The organism is Aquibium pacificum (assembly GCF_040839445.1).
Lineage (GTDB): Bacteria > Pseudomonadota > Alphaproteobacteria > Rhizobiales > Rhizobiaceae > Aquibium > Aquibium pacificus.
The window spans coordinates 202491-220756 of record NZ_JBDPGJ010000002.1 but is presented as its reverse complement, the minus strand read 5'-3'; the positions used below and the strand labels follow the sequence as shown (position 1 = coordinate 220756).

17 protein-coding genes are annotated in these 18266 nt (G+C 65.5%); 4 read left to right on the top strand and 13 right to left on the bottom strand.

The window, feature by feature from the left end; genetic code table 11:
• Window positions 1-154: 154 nt before the first annotated feature.
• The 4 genes from ABGN05_RS07350 to ABGN05_RS07335 form a co-directional block, all read right to left on the bottom strand.
• The gene (locus ABGN05_RS07350; RefSeq protein ID WP_367953363.1) at window positions 155-1147 is read right to left on the bottom strand and encodes a BMP family lipoprotein; all 993 of its coding nucleotides are present in this window, start codon (window positions 1145-1147) and stop codon (window positions 155-157) included.
• 172 nt (window positions 1148-1319) lie between these two features.
• Entirely contained in the window at window positions 1320-1985 is a 666-nt protein-coding gene (gene msrA, locus ABGN05_RS07345) for a peptide-methionine (S)-S-oxide reductase MsrA (RefSeq protein ID WP_367953362.1), read from the bottom strand.
• A 21-nt stretch (window positions 1986-2006) separates the two neighbouring features.
• Complete coding sequence (locus ABGN05_RS07340; protein ID WP_367953361.1) at window positions 2007-2342, bottom strand: hypothetical protein; 336 nt, start codon at window positions 2340-2342, stop codon at window positions 2007-2009.
• Window positions 2343-2430: 88 nt separating this feature from the next.
• Window positions 2431-3159, bottom strand: coding sequence for a hypothetical protein (locus ABGN05_RS07335; protein WP_367953360.1), 729 nt, complete (start codon window positions 3157-3159; stop codon window positions 2431-2433).
• A 237-nt stretch (window positions 3160-3396) separates the two neighbouring features.
• On the opposite strand from ABGN05_RS07335, the gene fabA reads away from it, so the two are divergent.
• The 4 genes from fabA to ABGN05_RS07315 all read left to right on the top strand — a co-directional run bounded on the left by fabA (window position 3397) and on the right by ABGN05_RS07315 (window position 7638).
• Complete coding sequence (gene fabA, locus ABGN05_RS07330; protein WP_367953359.1) at window positions 3397-3912, top strand: 3-hydroxyacyl-[acyl-carrier-protein] dehydratase FabA; 516 nt, start codon at window positions 3397-3399, stop codon at window positions 3910-3912.
• 67 nt (window positions 3913-3979) lie between these two features.
• Entirely contained in the window at window positions 3980-5197 is a 1218-nt protein-coding gene (gene fabB, locus ABGN05_RS07325) for a beta-ketoacyl-ACP synthase I (RefSeq protein WP_367953358.1), read from the top strand.
• Between the two features lie 12 nt (window positions 5198-5209).
• A complete protein-coding gene (gene fabI / locus ABGN05_RS07320; protein WP_367953357.1) occupies window positions 5210-6010 on the top strand; it encodes an enoyl-ACP reductase FabI in 801 nt (266 codons plus the stop codon).
• 98 nt (window positions 6011-6108) lie between these two features.
• The gene (locus ABGN05_RS07315) at window positions 6109-7638 is read left to right on the top strand and encodes a putative bifunctional diguanylate cyclase/phosphodiesterase (protein WP_367953356.1); all 1530 of its coding nucleotides are present in this window, start codon (window positions 6109-6111) and stop codon (window positions 7636-7638) included.
• Window positions 7639-7744: 106 nt separating this feature from the next.
• On the opposite strand, the gene ABGN05_RS07310 is transcribed toward ABGN05_RS07315, so the two are convergent.
• The 9 genes from ABGN05_RS07310 to ABGN05_RS07270 all read right to left on the bottom strand — a co-directional run bounded on the left by ABGN05_RS07310 (window position 7745) and on the right by ABGN05_RS07270 (window position 18230).
• Complete coding sequence (locus ABGN05_RS07310) at window positions 7745-8761, bottom strand: methyltransferase (protein WP_367953355.1); 1017 nt, start codon at window positions 8759-8761, stop codon at window positions 7745-7747.
• Window positions 8762-8830: 69 nt separating this feature from the next.
• Complete coding sequence (pnp, locus tag ABGN05_RS07305) at window positions 8831-10978, bottom strand: polyribonucleotide nucleotidyltransferase (protein WP_367953354.1); 2148 nt, start codon at window positions 10976-10978, stop codon at window positions 8831-8833.
• A gap of 272 nt (window positions 10979-11250) precedes the next feature.
• Window positions 11251-11595: a 30S ribosomal protein S15 gene (gene rpsO, locus ABGN05_RS07300; protein ID WP_367953353.1), complete on the bottom strand. Its 345-nt coding sequence runs from the start codon at window positions 11593-11595 to the stop codon at window positions 11251-11253.
• 167 nt (window positions 11596-11762) lie between these two features.
• Window positions 11763-12290, bottom strand: coding sequence for an SH3 domain-containing protein (locus ABGN05_RS07295; RefSeq protein ID WP_367953352.1), 528 nt, complete (start codon window positions 12288-12290; stop codon window positions 11763-11765).
• A 70-nt stretch (window positions 12291-12360) separates the two neighbouring features.
• A complete protein-coding gene (gene corA, locus ABGN05_RS07290; protein WP_367953351.1) occupies window positions 12361-13443 on the bottom strand; it encodes a magnesium/cobalt transporter CorA in 1083 nt (360 codons plus the stop codon).
• A gap of 64 nt (window positions 13444-13507) precedes the next feature.
• The gene (gene truB / locus ABGN05_RS07285) at window positions 13508-14491 is read right to left on the bottom strand and encodes a tRNA pseudouridine(55) synthase TruB (RefSeq protein ID WP_367953350.1); all 984 of its coding nucleotides are present in this window, start codon (window positions 14489-14491) and stop codon (window positions 13508-13510) included.
• A complete protein-coding gene (gene rbfA, locus ABGN05_RS07280; RefSeq protein WP_367953349.1) occupies window positions 14491-14889 on the bottom strand; it encodes a 30S ribosome-binding factor RbfA in 399 nt (132 codons plus the stop codon). The genes truB and rbfA overlap by 1 nt, the downstream gene beginning before the upstream one ends.
• A gap of 108 nt (window positions 14890-14997) precedes the next feature.
• Window positions 14998-17583, bottom strand: coding sequence for a translation initiation factor IF-2 (infB, locus tag ABGN05_RS07275; protein WP_367953348.1), 2586 nt, complete (start codon window positions 17581-17583; stop codon window positions 14998-15000).
• Window positions 17580-18230, bottom strand: a complete 651-nt coding sequence (locus ABGN05_RS07270; RefSeq protein ID WP_367953347.1) for an RNA-binding protein — start codon at window positions 18228-18230, stop codon at window positions 17580-17582. Before ABGN05_RS07270 ends, infB begins: the two co-directional genes overlap by 4 nt.
• Window positions 18231-18266: the final 36 nt, after the last annotated feature.

Genomic DNA, 18266 nt, shown 5'->3' with positions numbered 1-18266 from the left:
CGCAAGCGTTTGTCCACCCCGGGACGACTGTCCCCGCGGCGAGTAACCGTTCGGTGTCGCGCCGTTCGCGAGCGGCCCTTTGCCGGCCCCTGCCAAAAACAAATCCGCCGGGCGATGCCCGGCGGAACTGAATTCGGCTGTTTCCCGCGAAAAATTAGTACGGGCAGGAATTGTCCGACATGTAGTCGTGCACCTGGATCGTGCCGGCGATGATGTCGGCCTTGGCCTTCTCGGCGGCGTCGATCATCTCCTGGGAAACGAGGTCCTTGTTGTTGTCGTCCATGGCGTAGCCGACGCCGTCCTCGGCGAGGCCGAGGCTGTTGAAGCCGTAGGTGAACTTGTCGTTCTTGGCGTCCATGAACGCATTGTAGACCGCCACGTCGACGCGCTTGACCATCGAGGTCAGCACGTGTCCGGGCTGCAGGCCGTTCTGGTTGGAATCGACGCCGATGCCGAGCTTGCCGGCGTCGGCCGCCGCCTGGAGAACGCCCACGCCCGTGCCGCCGGCCGCTGCGTAGATCACGTCGGCGCCCTGGTCCATCTGCGACTTGGCGATCTCGCCGCCCTTGGTCGGGTCGTTCCACGCGGCCGGCGTGTCGCCCGTCATGTTCTGGATGACCTCGGTGGCGCCGGCCGACTTGGCGCCGCCAACGTAGCCGCAGCCGAACTTGCGGATCAGCGGGATGTCCATGCCGCCGATGAAGCCGACCTTCTTGGACTCGGAAGCCATCGCCGCCATGACGCCGACGATGTAGGATCCCTCCTGCTCCTTGTAGACGACCGAGCGGACGTTCGGCGCCTCGACGACCATGTCGATGATAGCGAAGTCGGTGTCCGGGTACTCGGGAGCGATCTTCTCCAGCGCCGCGGCCCAGGAGAAGCCGGCCATGACGATCGGGTTGCGGCCGTCGTCGGCAAAGCGCTGCAGGGCCTGTTCGCGCTGCGCGTCGTTGGAGATCTCGAACTCGACATACTCGACGCCGGTTTCGGTCTTGAACTTCTCGGCGCCGTTGTAGGCGGCCTCGTTGAAGGACTTGTCGAACTTGCCGCCGAGATCGTAGATGATCGCGGGAGCGACCTCGTCCTGGGCCAGTGCCGGAACGGACAATGCGGTTGCGGCCAGCAGGCCGATGACGAAACGCTTCATATGATCCACACCCTGTTGGTTTCTTGCGGTTGTTCTTGCGGTCCGTAGCGCGCTACGGCTGGCGCGGGACCGGGCAGGGATTGCCCCCGCTCGCTCTCAATGTTGCATGTCGGCGCGCAAAATTCACGCGGAAATTTGACCTTCCGGAAAAGGCGGTTACCGCGCGCTGGACCTATTCGGCGGCTACGCTCGGCGCCGGGCAGGACACGCCCGTGCCGCGCAGTGCGCAATAGCCGCCGCGGTTCTTGCCGAGATATTGCTGATGCTCGGTCTCGGCGAAGTAGAACTCGGGAGCCTCCGCGATCTCGGTGGTGATCTTCCCACGCCCGGCCCGCTTCAGTTCCGCCTGATAGGCGTCGCGCGAGGCGAGGGCCTGTTCGAGCTGCTGCGGGGTCGCCGCATAGATCGTCGAGCGGTAGGTCGTGCCGACGTCGTTGCCCTGGCGCATGCCCTGGGTCGGATCGTGGCTCTCCCAGAAGATCTTCAGGAGTTCGGCATAGGAGACCTCCTTGGGATCGTAGACCACGAGCACCACCTCCGCATGGCCGGTCAGGCCTGTGCAGGTCTCCTGATAGGTCGGGTTCGGCGTAAAGCCGCCCTGGTACCCGACGGCCGTCACCCAGACGCCCGGCGTCTGCCAGTACAGGCGCTCCGCGCCCCAGAAGCAGCCCATTCCGAAATAGGCGGTCTCCAGCCCTTCCGGATAGGGACCGTGGATCGGCCGGTCGTTGATGAAGTGCTTCGTGGCGGTCGGGATCGGCTTGTCGCGGCCGCGAAGCGCGTCTTCCGGCTTTGGCATGTTCTGTTTCTTGTTCAGAAGATCACCCAGGAAGAACATTTCGTCGCTCCATTGTTTGCCTCAGCCGCCGACGTGGCCGAGACGGCCGAGGCGCCGGACGGGTCGGCGACCGATGAGATAGAACAGCAGGGACAGCACCAGGAAGACGGCAAAGCCCGGCAGGGTCAGCACCGTCACGATGACCGGGTCCCAGATCGCGGGCAGAAGATACCGCTGCACAACCGCCTGCGCCAGGTTCAGCGTGTCAGGGGAAACCGCATACCAGCTCGAGCCGAGCGGCGTCAGCACGACGTCGTTCGCCGCGACCGACCGGGTCGCGTCGATCACCGCCATGATCACGGCGACGGCGAGAGCCAGCACCGAGAAGAGCCGAAATAGGAATCTGATGACTGCCATTGATCTTGCCACCGTCCGGGACGGCACGCCCTTTGGCTCCCGAGATATGACAGCCGCCGTGGCGGTTCAATCGGATCACGATGTTTTGTCAAGTCGCGGCCCGTGCCGTCCGGCCGCGTCTCCGCGTCCGCCAGACGGCCACCACGGCCCCCGCCACCGCCCCCAGGAGCATTCCAAGCAGCCCGATCGCCGCGGCGAAGTAGCCGCAGCCGCCTTCGAAACAGGAAACATCGAGGATCTCGACGAGCATGGCTCCGACCGCGAAGCCGATAACCAATCCGCCGATCCCGCCCAGGATGGCGCCGAGAATTGCGTTGACCGCGACGACGAGCCCTGGCGGCTCCGTCGTTCCCTCATCGTAGAAGACCAGAGGCGCTTCCTTCGATCGCGACACGAGAAGGATCAACGCTGACCCCGCGGCGATCTCCGCCAGCGGCGGGGCGAGTGACCATCCGGTTACGACGAAGACGTCGCTTGCGAACAGGATCGCGAGCGAAAGCAGGCTGACGGCTATGTTGAAGACCTGCCAGAGCGTGAAGGCGCGCGGAAATCCCGCCGCGCGGCGGTAGGCATGGGCCAGCAGCCACGCACCCCACAAAATGTTGATCGCCCTGACCGCCATGCCGAAATACACCCAGTAGACCACGATGTCGGGCAGTCCGTACTCGTAGGTCGCTGGCCACGAAGCGACGATGCCGTAGGCGGACCAAAGGACGATCAGGGCGATCCAGGCGACAGGCAACGCCATCAGGCCCGGCGATCGGCCACGCCCGCCCGCCGGTGGCATCTCCGCCCCGGCCGCACCCGTCTCGTTCACATCGACACCCTCCGCCACGCCCAGTCACCACAATCCCGCCGGTGTTCCCTGTCAAGCGTGACGCTTCAGCATCGCGTTTCGCCGGGAAGTCGTTCGATGGTATCAAGGCACGCGGAGAGGGCGCACATTGACCCGTGCACCTCATCGCGATAAGCGCAAGCGTCGATTTTCCCGCTGGAGGCAGGGCGGGAACGGCAGGACGGATCGGCGCTTCGCCGGCGGTAGCGGGAAGAATACATGGCGGACCGGAAATCGAGCTACGGTTATGAGGATCTGCTCGCTTGCGCACGCGGCGAGCTGTTTGGGCCCGGTAATGCGCAATTGCCGGCTCCGCCGATGCTGATGTTCGACCGGATCACCGACATCTCCGAAACTGGCGGCGAGCACGGCAAGGGCTACATACGTGCGGAGTTCGACATAAAGCCCGACCTGTGGTTCTTCGCCTGCCATTTCATCGGCAATCCCATCATGCCCGGCTGCCTGGGCCTCGACGCCATGTGGCAGATGACCGGCTTCTATCTCGGCTGGCTGGGCGAGCCCGGCAAGGGCATGGCGCTGTCCACCGGCGAGGTGAAGTTCAAGGGAATGGTCACGCCGTCGGTGAAGCTGGTCGAATACGGCGTCGACTTCAAGCGCGTGATGCGCGGGCGGCTGGTGCTGGGAATCGCGGACGGGTGGTTGAAGGCCGATGGAGAGACCATCTATCAGGCATCGGATCTGAAGGTCGGCTTGTCAAAGCAAAGCGCGGCCTGATCCGGCCATCGATGAGTTCAGGTCGCAGCCGCGGTTTACGAGGCCGCGCAGCGGGAAGGAGCCCAACATGAGACGCGTCGTGGTGACCGGTCTTGGTATCGTGTCCTCGATTGGCAACAATGCCGGCGAGGTGCAGGCGTCCCTGCGCGATGCCCGCTCGGGCATCAGCTTCTCCGATTCCTTCGCAGAACACGGTTTCCGCTGCCAGGTCTGGGGCAATCCCTCCCTCGATCCCGCCGAACACGTCGACCGGCGGGCGATGCGCTTCCTCTCCAAGGGCGCCGGCTGGAACCATGTCGCCATGGAGCAGGCGATCGCGGATGCGGGCCTTGAGGCCTCCGACATCACGAACGAGCGCACCGGCATCATCATGGGCTCGGGCGGACCGTCCACCAGGACGATCGTGGAAGCCGCCGAAACGACCGTGAAGAACGGCAGCCCGAAGCGAATCGGGCCTTTCGCCGTGCCGAAGGCGATGTCGTCGACCGCTTCGGCGACGCTCGCCACATGGTTCAAGATCCATGGCGTGAATTATTCGATCTCGTCGGCCTGCTCCACCTCGGCGCACTGCATCGGCAATGCCTACGAGCTGATCCAGTGGGGCAAGCAGGACGTTGTCTTCGCCGGCGGTCACGAAGATCTCGACTGGACGATGTCGAACCTCTTCGATGCAATGGGCGCCATGTCTTCCAAGTTCAACGACCGTGCCCCGGTCGCTTCCCGCGCCTACGACGTCGCCCGCGACGGCTTCGTCATCGCCGGCGGGGCGGGCGTCCTGATCCTCGAGGAGCTGGAGCACGCCAGGGCGCGCGGCGCCAAGATCTACGCCGAGATCGTCGGCTACGGCGCGACGTCGGACGGCTACGACATGGTCGCGCCCTCGGGGGAAGGCGCGGTTCGCTGCATGAAGCAGGCCATCGCCACCGTCGACGGCAAGGTCGACTACATCAACACGCACGGCACTTCCACGCCGGTCGGCGACCAGCGCGAGATGGGTGCCGTGCGCGAGGTGTTCGGAGACGAGATCCCCAACATCTCCTCCACCAAGTCGCTCACGGGACATTCGCTTGGCGCCGCGGGCGTTCAGGAATCGATCTACTCCATCCTGATGATGCAGGGCGGCTTCATCGGAGAGAGCGCCCATATCGAGGAACTCGATCCCGAGTTCGAGGGCCTCCCGATCGTACGCAAGCGGATCGACGACGCGAAGATCGATACCGTTCTGTCCAATTCGTTCGGCTTCGGCGGAACGAACGCGACCCTCGTCTTCCAGCGCTACGCATAGGACTTCTTCGTCATGCAGGACCTGATGAAAGGCAAGCGCGGGCTCGTCATGGGCGTCGCGAACGACCACTCGCTCGCCTGGGGCATCGCCCGGCGCCTGCGCGGGCAGGGCGCCGAGATGGCTTTCACCTACCAGGGCGAAGCGTTCGGCCGCCGGGTGAAGCCGCTGGCCGAAGAGGTCGGGGCGAAGCTGGTCCTGCCCTGCGACGTCGAGGACGGCGCTTCCATCGATTCGGTCTTCGAGACCCTGAAGAGCGAGTGGGGCGGCATGGATTTCATCGTTCATGCGATCGGCTTCTCGGACAAGAACGAGCTCAAGGGCCGCTACGCCGACACGACGCGCGAGAATTTCGTGCGCACCATGGTGATCTCGTGCTTCTCGTTCACCGAGGTGGCGCGCCGGTCGGCGGAACTGATGCAAGCCGACGGTGCGATGCTGACGCTCACCTATGCCGGCTCCATGCGCGTGATGCCCAACTACAACGTCATGGGCGTCGCCAAGGCCGGCCTGGAAGCGAGCGTCCGCTACCTCGCCAACGACTTCGGACCGGGCGGCATCCGCGTCAACGCGATTTCGGCCGGGCCCGTCCGCACCCTGGCCGGCGCCGGGATCAGCGACGCGCGCCACATGTTCTCCTATCAGGCGCGCAATTCGCCGCTGCGCCGCACGGTCAACATCGACGAGATCGGCGGATCGGCACTCTATCTCCTGTCGGATCTTTCGAGCGGCGTCACCGGCGAAGTCCACTACGTCGACAGCGGCTATCACATCGTGTCGATGCCCGTGCTCGACCAGTTGAAGAAGCTGGACTGACGAGGAACGGCCGGGTCGGTAAAATTCTAGACTTCGAAGAACCGAATCTTCAAAACTCTTCCACTAGTTTGCATGTGCAAGCGAAAGGCATTTTGCAGATGCAGCCAGTGAAGAATCCGAATCGATCACCGATTTTCAGGTTGATCACGATCGCCAGCGCGGGGCTGGGCAGCCTCATCATAGGGCTGTGGGCGTTCGAGTTCGGTCTCGGGGAGAATCTGAGGGACATGCCGCCCGAGATGATCGGAGGCATCATCGCTGCCCTGTGCGCGCTCGCGGCCGGTGGTACCGCGCTTTCCTTCTTCGCCGGCGTCGACGAATCGGCCAGCTTCGTCTTCCAGGAGACGCAGGTCGACAAACTCTCGGGCTTCCATTCCCGCACCGCCATGATCGGCAAGATCGCCGAAGCCGCCATCGGCACGATCCGCACCGGCGAGCCCGTCTACATGATCGACGTCGACATCGACCGGTTCAAGCAGATCAACGACGCGATCGGCTACAGCCAGGGCGACCAGCTCATCCGCGCCTTCTCGCGCCGGCTGAAGAAGAGCCTTCCCGACGGCGTCGTCCTTGGGCGCATCGGCGCCGGCGAGTTCGCCATTCTCGTGCCGGAGGGCAAGGTGGTCGACCGCATCGACCGGATGATCGACCGCCTCATCGACGAGATGACCAAGCCCTATCGCCTTCCCACGCACCAGCAGACGGTCAATCTCTCGGCCGGTCTGGTTGCCCTGCCGAAGGACGGCAACGACCCGGTCATGCTGCTTCGCCGGTCGAACCTCGCGCTCCAGAACGCGCGCGCCTCCGGCATCGGCGGTTGGGCCGTGTTCAGTTCCGACATGGGGCAAGTGGCCGAACACCGGCAGTGGATCGAGTCCGAACTGCACGCGGCCTTCCAGCGCGGCGACTTCGATCTTCACTACCAGCCGCAGGTCGACCTGTTGAAAGGCCGGATCGTCGGCTACGAGGCGCTCCTGCGCTGGAACCACCCCGAGCGCGGCGCGATCTCCCCGATGGAATTCGTGCCGATCGCGGAAGAGACCGGCATGATCGGCCCGATCGGCGAGTGGGTGCTGCACAAGGCCTGCGAGGATGCCAGGGTCCTGCCCGAAAACTGCTTCGTCGCGGTCAACATCTCGCCCGTCCAGTTCATGACCAAGGATTTCGTCCGCTACGTCCGCTCGGTCCTCGAAAAGACCGGTCTCGACGCGAGCAGGCTCGAGCTGGAAGTCACCGAGACGGCGATGATGCAGGACAAGGAGCGCGCCGCCGCGATCCTGCGCGAACTCTCCGAGCTCGGCATTTCGGTCGCCGTCGACGATTTCGGCACGGGATACTCGAACCTGTCCTACCTCATGGACTTCACCTTCCAGAAGCTGAAGATCGACAAGTCCTTCGTCAGCCGCATCGAGAAGGACAATGGCGGGGCGGTCGTGTCCACAATCGTCGGCCTGTCGCGTGCGCTGGGCGTCCACACGATCGCCGAGGGCGTGGAGACCGAGGACCAGGCGACGCTCCTGCGCGCCGCCGGCTGCGACGTGTTCCAGGGCTATCTCTATGGCAAGCCCGCTCCGCTCGTCATCCGCGACGGCGAGGCGATCGAAGTGCGGCGCGTGGCAGTGCACTGACCGCCAGTCTCCCGAACGTGGGGACCGGTCTCGGGAAGTAGACATGTGCAAGACAGACACCTGAAGCGCAGGGAGCGAATCTTACGAATCCGCGACAAGCTTCAGCTTACCGCTTCGCCCACAACACCTTGAAGCGCTCGTCGCGGCAGATTTCGCCCGATGCGGCAAATCCGCTGGCCAGCGCCGCCTCGTAGGGCAGCCCCCGGTTCGCCACCAGGAACAGCCGCCCTCCCGGCTTAAGCGCCGCCGACGCGGCGCGGATCATGCCCTGGCCGATCCCCGGCTCCGCCGCCCGCCCGTGATGGAACGGCGGGTTCATCACGACGAAATCGTAGTTCCGCTCCACCTTCTCCTGCAAAAGGTCCCGCCAGAAGAAACCCTGCGGCACGGACGAACCGGCCGCGGCGAGGTTGCGGCGCGCCGCCTCCAGCGAGTCGAAGTCCGCCTCGAAGAGATCGAGCCCGGTGATCCCGCCGTCGCGCGCCAGCACCTCGCTTGAAAGATATCCCCATCCCGCGCCGAAATCCGCCACGCGGCCGGCGATGGCCGGCGGAAGGGTCTGCGCCAGCAACCGGGAGGCCGGATCGATCCGGTCGTGCGAGAACATGCCGGGCGCGGTGTGGAAGCGATCGTCCACGAGCGTCGCTTCGGGGATACGCATGAGTCCGGAATCCGCAAGGTCGGCGTCGGTTGGCCGGGAGAGCCAGAAGACCACCCCGTGATGCTTGGACAGATGCTCGACCGGAACCATACCGGAAACGCGCTTTCGAAAACTGTCCACGCCCTCCTGCTTCGTTCCGGCAACCACGATCAGGCCGCCGGGCTTCGTCCTGCCCAGAGCCTCGCGCAGCCAGGCTTCGTTCTGTCCTCTGTGCCGGTCGAGAAGGATGAGTGCGAGGTCGTAGTCCTCTCCCTCCGCCTGCGGCAGCACGTCGACACCCTCCCGCTCCAGCGCCAGGAAGTCAGGACGAAATCCCTGGACGGCGACGAGGTGCGAACCGAAGCCCGCGGACGGACGGGAGCCGGGAGCGGCTCCGAGGAAGATCGCGCGCGTGCCCTCCGGCGCGGAGAGCGCGCCGGTCTCGAAGGGATGAAAGAGGGTCTTCGAAGCGTTACCGGACATGCAGCCCTGCCAATGAAAAACGGGCGCGACCAGAGGCGCGCCCGCTTGTAAATCCTGTCGCGCGAAGCCCTAGGCGGCGTCTTCCTCGCCGTCCTGGCGCTTCTCGCGGACGATCTCCTTGCCGGTCGTCTGGTCGACGACCTTCATGGAGAGGCGCACCTTGCCGCGCTCGTCGAAGCCCATCAGCTTGACGAACACCTTCTGGCCTTCCTTCACCACGTCGGTGGTCTTCTGGACGCGTTCCGACGCCAGCTGCGAGATGTGGACGAGGCCGTCCTTCGGGCCGAAGAAGTTGACGAAGGCGCCGAAGTCGGCGGTCTTGACAACCGTTCCCTCGTAGATCTCGCCCACTTCGGGCTCGGCCACGATGGTGTGGATCCACTTCTTCGCCGCCTCGATCTCTTTGGCGTTCGAGGAAGCGATTTTCACCGTGCCGTCGTCCTCGATGTTGATCTTGGCGCCGGTCTTTTCGACGATCTCGCGGATGACCTTGCCGCCCGAGCCGATCACGTCGCGGATCTTGTCGGTCGGAATGTTCATCACCTCGATGCGCGGGGCGAACTCGCCGAGCTCCGAGCGGCCCTCGGTGATCGCGTTTGCCATCTCCTTGAGAATGTGCTCGCGGCCGCCGCGGGCCTGGTCGAGCGCCACCTTCATGATCTCCTCGGTGATGCCGGAGATCTTGATATCCATCTGCAGCGACGTGATGCCGCCATTCGTGCCGGCCACCTTGAAGTCCATGTCGCCGAGATGGTCCTCGTCGCCGAGAATGTCGGAGAGCACCGCGAAGCGCTCGCCCTCCTTGATCAGGCCCATGGCGATGCCGGCGACGGGCTTGGCCAGCGGAACGCCGGCATCCATCAGCGCCAGCGAGGTGCCGCAGACGGTCGCCATCGAGGACGAGCCGTTCGACTCGGTGATCTCGGACACCACGCGCAGCGTGTATGGGAACTGGTCCGGGCTCGGAAGCATCGGACGGATGGCGCGCCAGGCCAGCTTGCCATGGCCAATCTCGCGGCGCCCGGGCGAACCCATGCGGCCGGTCTCGCCCACCGAATAGGGCGGGAAGTTGTAGTGCAGGAGGAAGGTCTCCTTGTAGGTGCCGGTCAGGGCATCCACGAACTGCTCGTCCTCGCCGGTGCCGAGCGTGGCGACAACGATCGCCTGCGTCTCGCCGCGGGTGAACACGGCCGAACCGTGCGTGCGCGGCAGGACGCCCACTTCCGAGACGATCGGACGGACCGTCTTCAGGTCGCGGCCGTCGATGCGCGAGCCCGTGTCGAGGATGTTCCAGCGCACGATCTTGGCCTGGAGTTCCTTGAAGACGGTGCCGATCTGCTCGGACGTCCACTTGGTTTCCTCGCCCTCGGCCGGCGCGAATGCCGCCTTCACCTTCGCCTTCACCGCGTCGACGGCGGCATAGCGCTGCTGCTTGTCGACGTTCTTGTAGGCGGCGCGCAATTCGTCTTCCACGATCTTCAGCATCTCGGCTTCGAGTGCGGAATAGTCCGGGGGCGTAAAGTCGCGCGGCTCCTTGGCCGCCACTTCGGCCAGCTTGATTATCGCGTCGATCACCGGCTGGAACGCCTTGTGGCCGAACATCACGGCTCCGAGCATGACGTCCTCGGCGAGCTCCTGGGCCTCGGACTCGACCATCAGGACGGCGTCGGAGGTGCCCGCCACGACGAGGTCGAGCTTCGATTCAGGCATTTCGTCGATGTGCGGGTTAAGCACGTACTCGCCGGCGATGAAGCCAACGCGGGCGCCGCCGATCGGACCCATGAAGGGCACGCCCGAAAGCGTCAGCGCCGCGGAGGTCGCCACGATCGCCAGGATGTCGGGATCGTTCTCGAGGTCGTGCTGGAGCACTGTGACGACGATCTGGGTGTCGTTCTTGTAGCCATCGGCGAAGAGAGGGCGGATCGGCCGGTCGATGAGGCGCGACGTCAGCGTCTCTTTCTCGCTCGGACGGCCTTCGCGCTTGAAGAAGCCGCCGGGAATCTTTCCGGCCGCGAAGGTCTTTTCCTGGTAGTTGACGGTCAGCGGGAAGAAGTCGAGGCCGGGCTTCGGCTCCTTCATCGACACGACGGTGGCGAGAACGACGGTCTCGCCGTAGGTGGCAAGCACCGCGCCGTCAGCCTGGCGCGCGATCTTGCCGGTTTCGAGGATGAGCGGACGGCCGCCCCATTCGATTTCCACTTTGTGGTGATTGAACATGTTTCGTCTTTCATATGCGGAAAGGGCCGCGCGCTTTCGGCGCGGGCTGCCTTTCCCCCTTGGCTGCGTTCGGGCCGAGCCACGGGCAAGACAGCGGGAGGTCCGGCGATGCGCATGAGGCGCGGCGGGCATCCTGCAATCCTGCCCCATGACCGGTCCATGGGCGGTTTCCGCGACAGCCACGTCTTGTCGGAAACCGGGCGGGCCTCGTTCGTCTTGGCCCGAAAGCCATCCGGCGGCATTCCTTGCGGAACGCCGCCGGACGGATAATTCTAGCGACGAATGCCGAGTCTTTCGATCAGCGTCTTGTAGCGCCCTTCGTCCTTACCCCTCAGATAGTCGAGGAGGGAGCGGCGCTGCGAGACCAGCTTCAGGAGGCCGCGCCGGGAATGGTTGTCCTTGGCATGGCCCTTGAAGTGTTCCGTCAGGTTCTTGATACGCTCGGTCAGAATGGCGACCTGGACTTCGGGCGAACCCGTGTCGCCCGTCGCGGTCGCGTATTCCTTGAGCAATTCCTGCTTGCGTTCGGCAGTAATCGACATCGTGTTCCTTTCGATACATATGAGGAATGAGGTCGCCCACGGCCGGGATGTCGTCCAGCGGGGGCCGGTACACATGGCGCCAATCGCGCGATGTGCGGCGCATATAGTGCAAAATCCGTGCGAATGCCAGCGGTAAAAGCCAGGTGCACGACTACGGCACCGGCGACGTGCCGGAGCCGGAGCGGTGATTGCCAGCATCGTTCGTGCGATTGTCGCCCTTGGTTCTTGCCGATCGATTCAGCTCAATGGCCCTCATCTTCCTCGCATTGAAGGTACGGGTCGAAGACCCACCCTTCGGCATTGTCGTCTGCGACCCGTTCCACGGCGTACCAGACTTTTCCGTTGTGGCTCTTCTCCTCGTACGGTCGGACGCGCACGCCGTTGTTCCACGTCCCCAGGATCGGGCCGTTGGGCTGCTCGCGGATGTTGAGGGGCGTGCCGGTCGGGTCAGCCACGGTGCAGATCCGTCCCATCTCGTCCTCGCCTTCACACTTCAGATACGCCCCGAAGACCCAGCCCCAGGCCTCGGCATATTTCGCCACCAGCGCCCAGCGCTTGCCGTCGTGGTCGCGGTGCTCGATCACCTCCACCATCGACCCCTTCTTCAGGCTCGACAGGATCTTTCCGTTCGGGCCGGCCCGGACGTTGAGCGGTGTTCCGGTCGGATCGACGACCGTGCAGACCGGCGGGCCGCCGCAGGCCAGGGCGGGCGGTGCAATGAGGGCAGACGATGAAGCGACGGCAAAGATGGCAATGGCAAGAGCGCGCATGGTGAAAAGTCCCCGGTTTGTTCCGTTCGCATTCGGCGTACGGACCCAGCTACGCGTTAAGCGGTGACCATCACAACCACCGCTTTCGCCGGAACAGATAAAGCAGCCCAAGCGCGATCGCCGCCATCACCACCAGCGCCGTCGGATAGCCGTAGCGCCAGCCGAGTTCCGGCATGTTCCAGGGCGACGCCTCCCGATCGAAGTTCATGCCCCACACGCCGGCCAGGAACCCGAGCGGGATGAAGATCGTCGAGATGATCGTCAGCACCTTCATCACCTCGTTCATGCGGGTCGAGACGCTTGAGAGGTAGAGGTCGAGCAGCCCCGTCGCGAGCTCGCGGTAGGTCTCGACGATGTCGATCAGCTGGATGGCGTGGTCGTAGGTGTCGCGCAGGAAGTGCTGCACGTCCTGGGGGATGAGGCCCAGCTCCTCGCGGCTCATCCCCGACAGCATCTCGCGCGCCGGCCAGAGCGCGCGCTTGATCACCAGGAGGTCCCGCTTCAGCCCATGCAGCCGCGTCACGTCCTCCGGCTCGGGATCGTTGGTGATCTTGTCTTCGAGTTCCTCGAGTTCCTCGCCGATCTTCTCCAGCACGGGGAAATAGGCATCGAGGATCGTGTCGAGGAGCGCGTACACCAGATAGGCCGCCCCGCGCTGGCGGATGCGCCCGGCCGGCATTTCCAGGCGCTTGCGCACCGGCTCGAGGCAGTCCCCCGGTCGCTCCTGGAACGTCACCACATGGCGGTCGTCGAAGAGGATCGCGAACTGTTCCTTGGAGGACACGCTGACCCCGTCGAACATGTGGACGACGACCAGCGCATGATCGGCGTAAGTATCCACCTTCGGTCGCTGGTTGGTATTGGCGATGTCCTCGAGCGCCAGCGGATCGATCGAGAACAGCTCGCCGATCGCCTTCAGGTAGTCGAGGTCGGCCAGTCCGATGACATCGACCCACACGCGCTTGTCCGAGCGCAATGTCCGTTCGACGACCGCGATCGAAGCATCGGGAACGTGCTCGACGGCGTCGTCCTCGATGATCGTCAGCCGGACGCTTGTCGGCGACGCCCCCTCGTCCGGCAGCAGGGTTCCCGGCGGAGAGCCGACAGGCGCGCGGCGCCTGGACACCAGTCTGGACTTCTTCTTCTTCGCCATGCGCGCACTACGGGACAATTCGCCGCCGTTCGCAAGTCCGCGGCGAGTGGATCCTCATCGGACCCTAACGCACGAAGACGCGCTTCGGCTTGAACATCCCGGCCTCGACGGCGCCGATCGCCACCAGCCGCCCGCGCGCGGTCACGCAGGCTTCGTCGGCCTCGGCGGGCGCGTCGCGGCCGCGAATGATGACGGGGTTGCCGAGCCGGATCTTGGTCGCGGCGTCGTCCGACACCGCGATCTGCGGCAGGCAGTCGAGTGCCGCGCCAGTCTCCACCAGCAGGGCGTCCAGCGGGGCAAAGCGCTCCTTCTCGCTGCGCGGATCGTTGATGCGGCCGTCCTCGTCGGCTTCCCCGCGCGGCGCGGCTTCGGCGGCCGCCGCTTCGAGTTCGGGAAGGGTGACGAGGTCCTCCGGGGTGAACGGATCGACCTCGATCCGCCGCAGTTCCGAGATGTGGCCGTAGCAGCCGAGGTCTCGGCCCATGTCGCGCGCGAGCGAGCGGACATAGGTGCCCTTGCCGCATTCGACCTCGAACACCGTGCGATTTTCGTCCGGCCGCTCGACCAGTTCGAGCCGGCCGATCTCGACCTCACGCTCCGGGATGTCCAGCACTTCGCCCTCGCGGGCGAGGTCGTAGGCCCGCTCGCCGGCGATCTTGATGGCCGAGAACTGCGGCGGAGCCTGCATGATCAGGCCGGTGTACTTCGGCATCAGCGCCCGGATCTCTTCCTCCGCGGGACGCTGGTCCGAGGTCTTCGTCGCCGGTCCCTCGAGATCATCGGTCAGGCGTTCCTCGCCCCAGGTCACCGTGAAGCGGTAGACCTTCGCGCCGTCCATGACGTAAGGCACGGTCTTGGTCGCCTCGCCGAGCGCGATGGGCAGCATGCCCGACGCCAGCGGATCGAGCGTGCCCGCGTGTCCGGCCTTGTCGGCCTTGAACAGCCACTTGATCTTGGAGACCGCCTCGGTGGAGCCCATGCCGACCGGCTTGTCGAACACCACCCAGCCGGAGATCGGCCGGCCCTTCTTCTTGCCGCGCCGCGCCATCAGTCGCCGTCCTCCTTGTCGAGGTCTCGCGCCACTTCGGGCGAGCGCAGAAGCTCGTCTATCTTCGCCATGTTGTCGTAGCTCGTGTCGAGCCGGAAGCGGAACTCCGGCATCGACCGCATCTGCCGCAGCGCCGGCGAGACCCGGCCGCGGATGAACTTCGCGTTCTGCGCCAGCGCTTTGATCACCGCCTGCCCGTCCTGCACGCCGAGCGGCGAGACATAGGCCGTCGCGATCTTGAGATCGGGCGACATCCTGACCTCGGTGATGGAAATGACGGTGCTGGTAATCACGTCGTCGATCACCTCGCCGCGCGCGAGCACGTCGGAAAGCGCGTGGCGAACCTGCTCGCCGACGCGAAGCTGGCGCTGGGAAGGGCCGGAACCGGAAGGTGGCATCGTTTCAAATATCCCGAAGAGTGCGGCGCGGAATCGAACCGCGCCGCACGTCTTTGTGGTTGCTTGGGACGGCACCGGCCGTCCCGCTCATGCGGCAGACCGGACGCCCTAAAGCGTCCTCGTCACCATCTCGACGCGGAAGCACTCGATGATGTCGCCGGCGCGGATGTCCTCGTAGTTCTGGAAGGCCATGCCGCACTCCTGTCCGGCGGGCACTTCGGGAACCTCGTCCTTGAACCGCTTCAGCGTCTTCAGCGTGCCTTCGTGGATGACCACGTCGTCGCGGATCAGGCGCACGCCCGCGCCGCGCTCCACCCTGCCTTCGGTGACGCGGCAACCCGCGACCTTGCCGGTCTTGGTGATGTTGAAGACCTCGAGAATCTCCGCGTTGCCGAGGAAGGTCTCGCGGCGTTCCGGCGACAGGAGGCCCGACATCGCCGCCTTCACGTCATCCACGAGGTTGTAGATGATGTTGTAGTAGCGGATCTCGATCCCTGCGTGTTCGGCCGCGTCGCGCGCCTGCTTGTTGGCGCGCACGTTGAAGCCGATCATTGCCGCGCCGGAGGTCTCGGCGAGCGACACGTCGCTCTCGGTGATTCCGCCGGCGCCCGAATGGACGATGCGCGCGCGCACTTCGTCGGTGCCGAGCTTGTCGAGCGCGGCCACGATCGCCTCGACCGAGCCCTGGACGTCGCCCTTGATGACCAGTGGGAACTCCTTGAGCCCCGAAGTCTGGAGCTGCGACATCATCTGCTCGAGCGAGCCGCGCTGGCCGGCATGCTTGGCCACCGCCTTCTCGCGTGCCAGACGCTGGCGGTACTCGGTGATCTCGCGTGCCCGTGCCTCGCTTTCCACGGTGGCGAAGCGGTCGCCTGCCTGCGGCGTGCCCTGGAGACCCAGCACCTCGACGGGCGTGGATGGTCCGGCTTCCTTGATCTGCTCGCCGCGGTCGTTGACCAGCGCGCGCACCTTGCCCCATTCGTTGCCGGCCACGATGATGTCGCCAGGCAGCAGCATGCCGGTCTGCACCAGCACGGTCGCGACCGGACCGCGGCCCTTGTCGAGCTTGGCCTCGATGACGACGCCTTCCGAAGTACGCTCCGGATCGGCCTTCAGGTCGAGCAGTTCTGCCTGCAGCAGGATCGCTTCGAGCAGCTTGTCGAGGTTGGTCTTCTTGGTCGCGGAAACCTCGACGTCGAGCACCTCGCCGCCCATGGATTCCACGAACACCTCGTGCTGGAGCAGCTGCGTGCGTACCTTCTGCGGGTCGGCGTCGGGCTTGTCGATCTTGTTGATCGCCACGATGATCGGCACCCCCGCCGCCTTGGCGTGGCTGATGGACTCGATCGTCTGCGGCATCACGCTGTCGTCGGCCGCGACCACCAGGACCGCGATGTCGGTCGCCTGTGCGCCGCGGGCACGCATCGCCGTGAAGGCGGCGTGGCCCGGCGTGTCGATGAAGGTGATCTTCTGGCCGTTCTTCTCCACCTGGTAGGCGCCGATGTGCTGGGTGATGCCTCCGGCCTCGCCCGAAACCACGTTGGCCTCGCGGATGGCGTCGAGCAGCGACGTCTTGCCGTGGTCGACGTGGCCCATGATGGTGACGACCGGGGGACGCCGTTCCTGGTTCTCCGGTTTGTCGGCGATGTTGAACAGCCCTTCCTCGATGTCGGATTCCGCCACGCGCTTGACCGTGTGGCCGAACTCCGACGCGACCAGTTCGGCCGTGTCGGCGTCGATCAGGTCGCCGGGCTTCATGATCTGGCCCTGCTTCATGAAGTACTTCACGACGTCCACCGCCCGCTCGGCCATGCGGCTGGCGAGTTCCTGGATGGTGATCGTCTCGGGCAGGATCACTTCACGCGCGATCTTCTCGCGCGGTTCCTGATGCATGCCGCGCTTGAACTTCTCCTGGCGGCGGCGCATGGCCGACAGCGAGCGGCCGCGGGCCTCGTCGCCCGAAAGGGCGCTGTTGAGCGTCAGCTTGCCGCGGCGTCGGTCCTCGTCGCGTCCGCGCGTCGGGCGCGGAACTTCCGGCGTCGGGATGCGCTTGGGCGGCAGGCCGGGCTTGGTCTTGCTCTTGACCACCTCGGGCTCGTCCGCGACCTCCGGCTCCACCAGCGGCGTGCGGCGGCGCGCTTCTTCCTCGGCGCGGCGCCGGGCTTCGGCCTCGCGCTGCAGGCGCGCTTCTTCCTCGGCCTGCCGGAGCGCGGATTCCTCACGCTCCTTGCGGCGGCGTTCTTCTTCCTCGTTGCGGCGCAGGGCGTCTTCCTGGGCGCGCTTGCGCTCTTCGATCTCGCGATGGCGCGACTCCTCGAGGGCGCGGCGACGCGCTTCGATCTCCTCGCCGGAGAGGTCGTTCAGCACGACCCCCGAGCGGTCCGCCTGGGCCGGCGCGCGCGGAGCCTCGCGCTGCGGCGGCTGCGGCTGGCGGGCGACCGGTGCCTGCGGCGGCGGCGCTGGGCGCGGGGCGGCCGGCTGCGGGCGCGGGTTCAGCGCCAGCGGCGCCTGTTCCTGGCGTTCGCCCGGGATGGAGAACTTGCGCTTCTTGGTCTCGACGACGACGGACTTCGTCCGCCCATGCGAGAAGTTCTGGCGCACGGTTCCCTGCTCGACCCCCGGCCGCTTCAGGGTCAGGGTCTTCTTCGTATTCACGGTCAGCGTCTTGTCGTCGCCCGATTTCGTATCCGTCATTCCGTATCCTTGTTAGGCGCCGTCTGTGCCGGCGGGCCGTCAACTGCCGCCCGGCCATCCGGGGAGCCGCCCCGGTAACGGTCAAGCGCAACCACGCGCCTGAAAGCCGCCTTGCCCGCGTCCTGCGCGAGCACGGCAGCATGTATCACATTTGTGGCCCCGAATGCCAAACCCATTTCGGCCTCCGAAAGGAGTTTGTAGGCCTCGATATCCGGACCGCCCAGATGGACGGTCGCCTTGCGCGCCTGGGAAAGCTTGCGAATGCCGTCCTCGGCCGCTTCCTTGGCGTGAAGCACGACGAGAGCCTTTCCCGAGCGGATGGCGGCGTCCGTCTTGGCTGCGCCCAATGCCACGGCACCGGCCTTGCGCGCAAGCCCGAGCGCGCCCAGCAGGGACTTGGTCAGCAGAGCGTCGACCATTCCGGCGAGGTCCCGGTCGACGTTTACCTCCGCCTTGAGCGCGCGTCGGAAGAGGTTCTTGCGAGCCGCTTCCTCGACACGGGTCCGCTCAGCGGTGACCCAGCAGCCGCGCCCCGGCAGGTTCCTCTTCAGGTCCGGCACGACCGACATGTCGGGACCCGCCACGAAGCGGATCAGGCCTTCCGGCTCGCCCGCGCGGCGCGTCACGATGCATGTGCGTTCGGCCATCTCGTCCAAACAACTCTCCGGTCAGCCGCCGTTCCA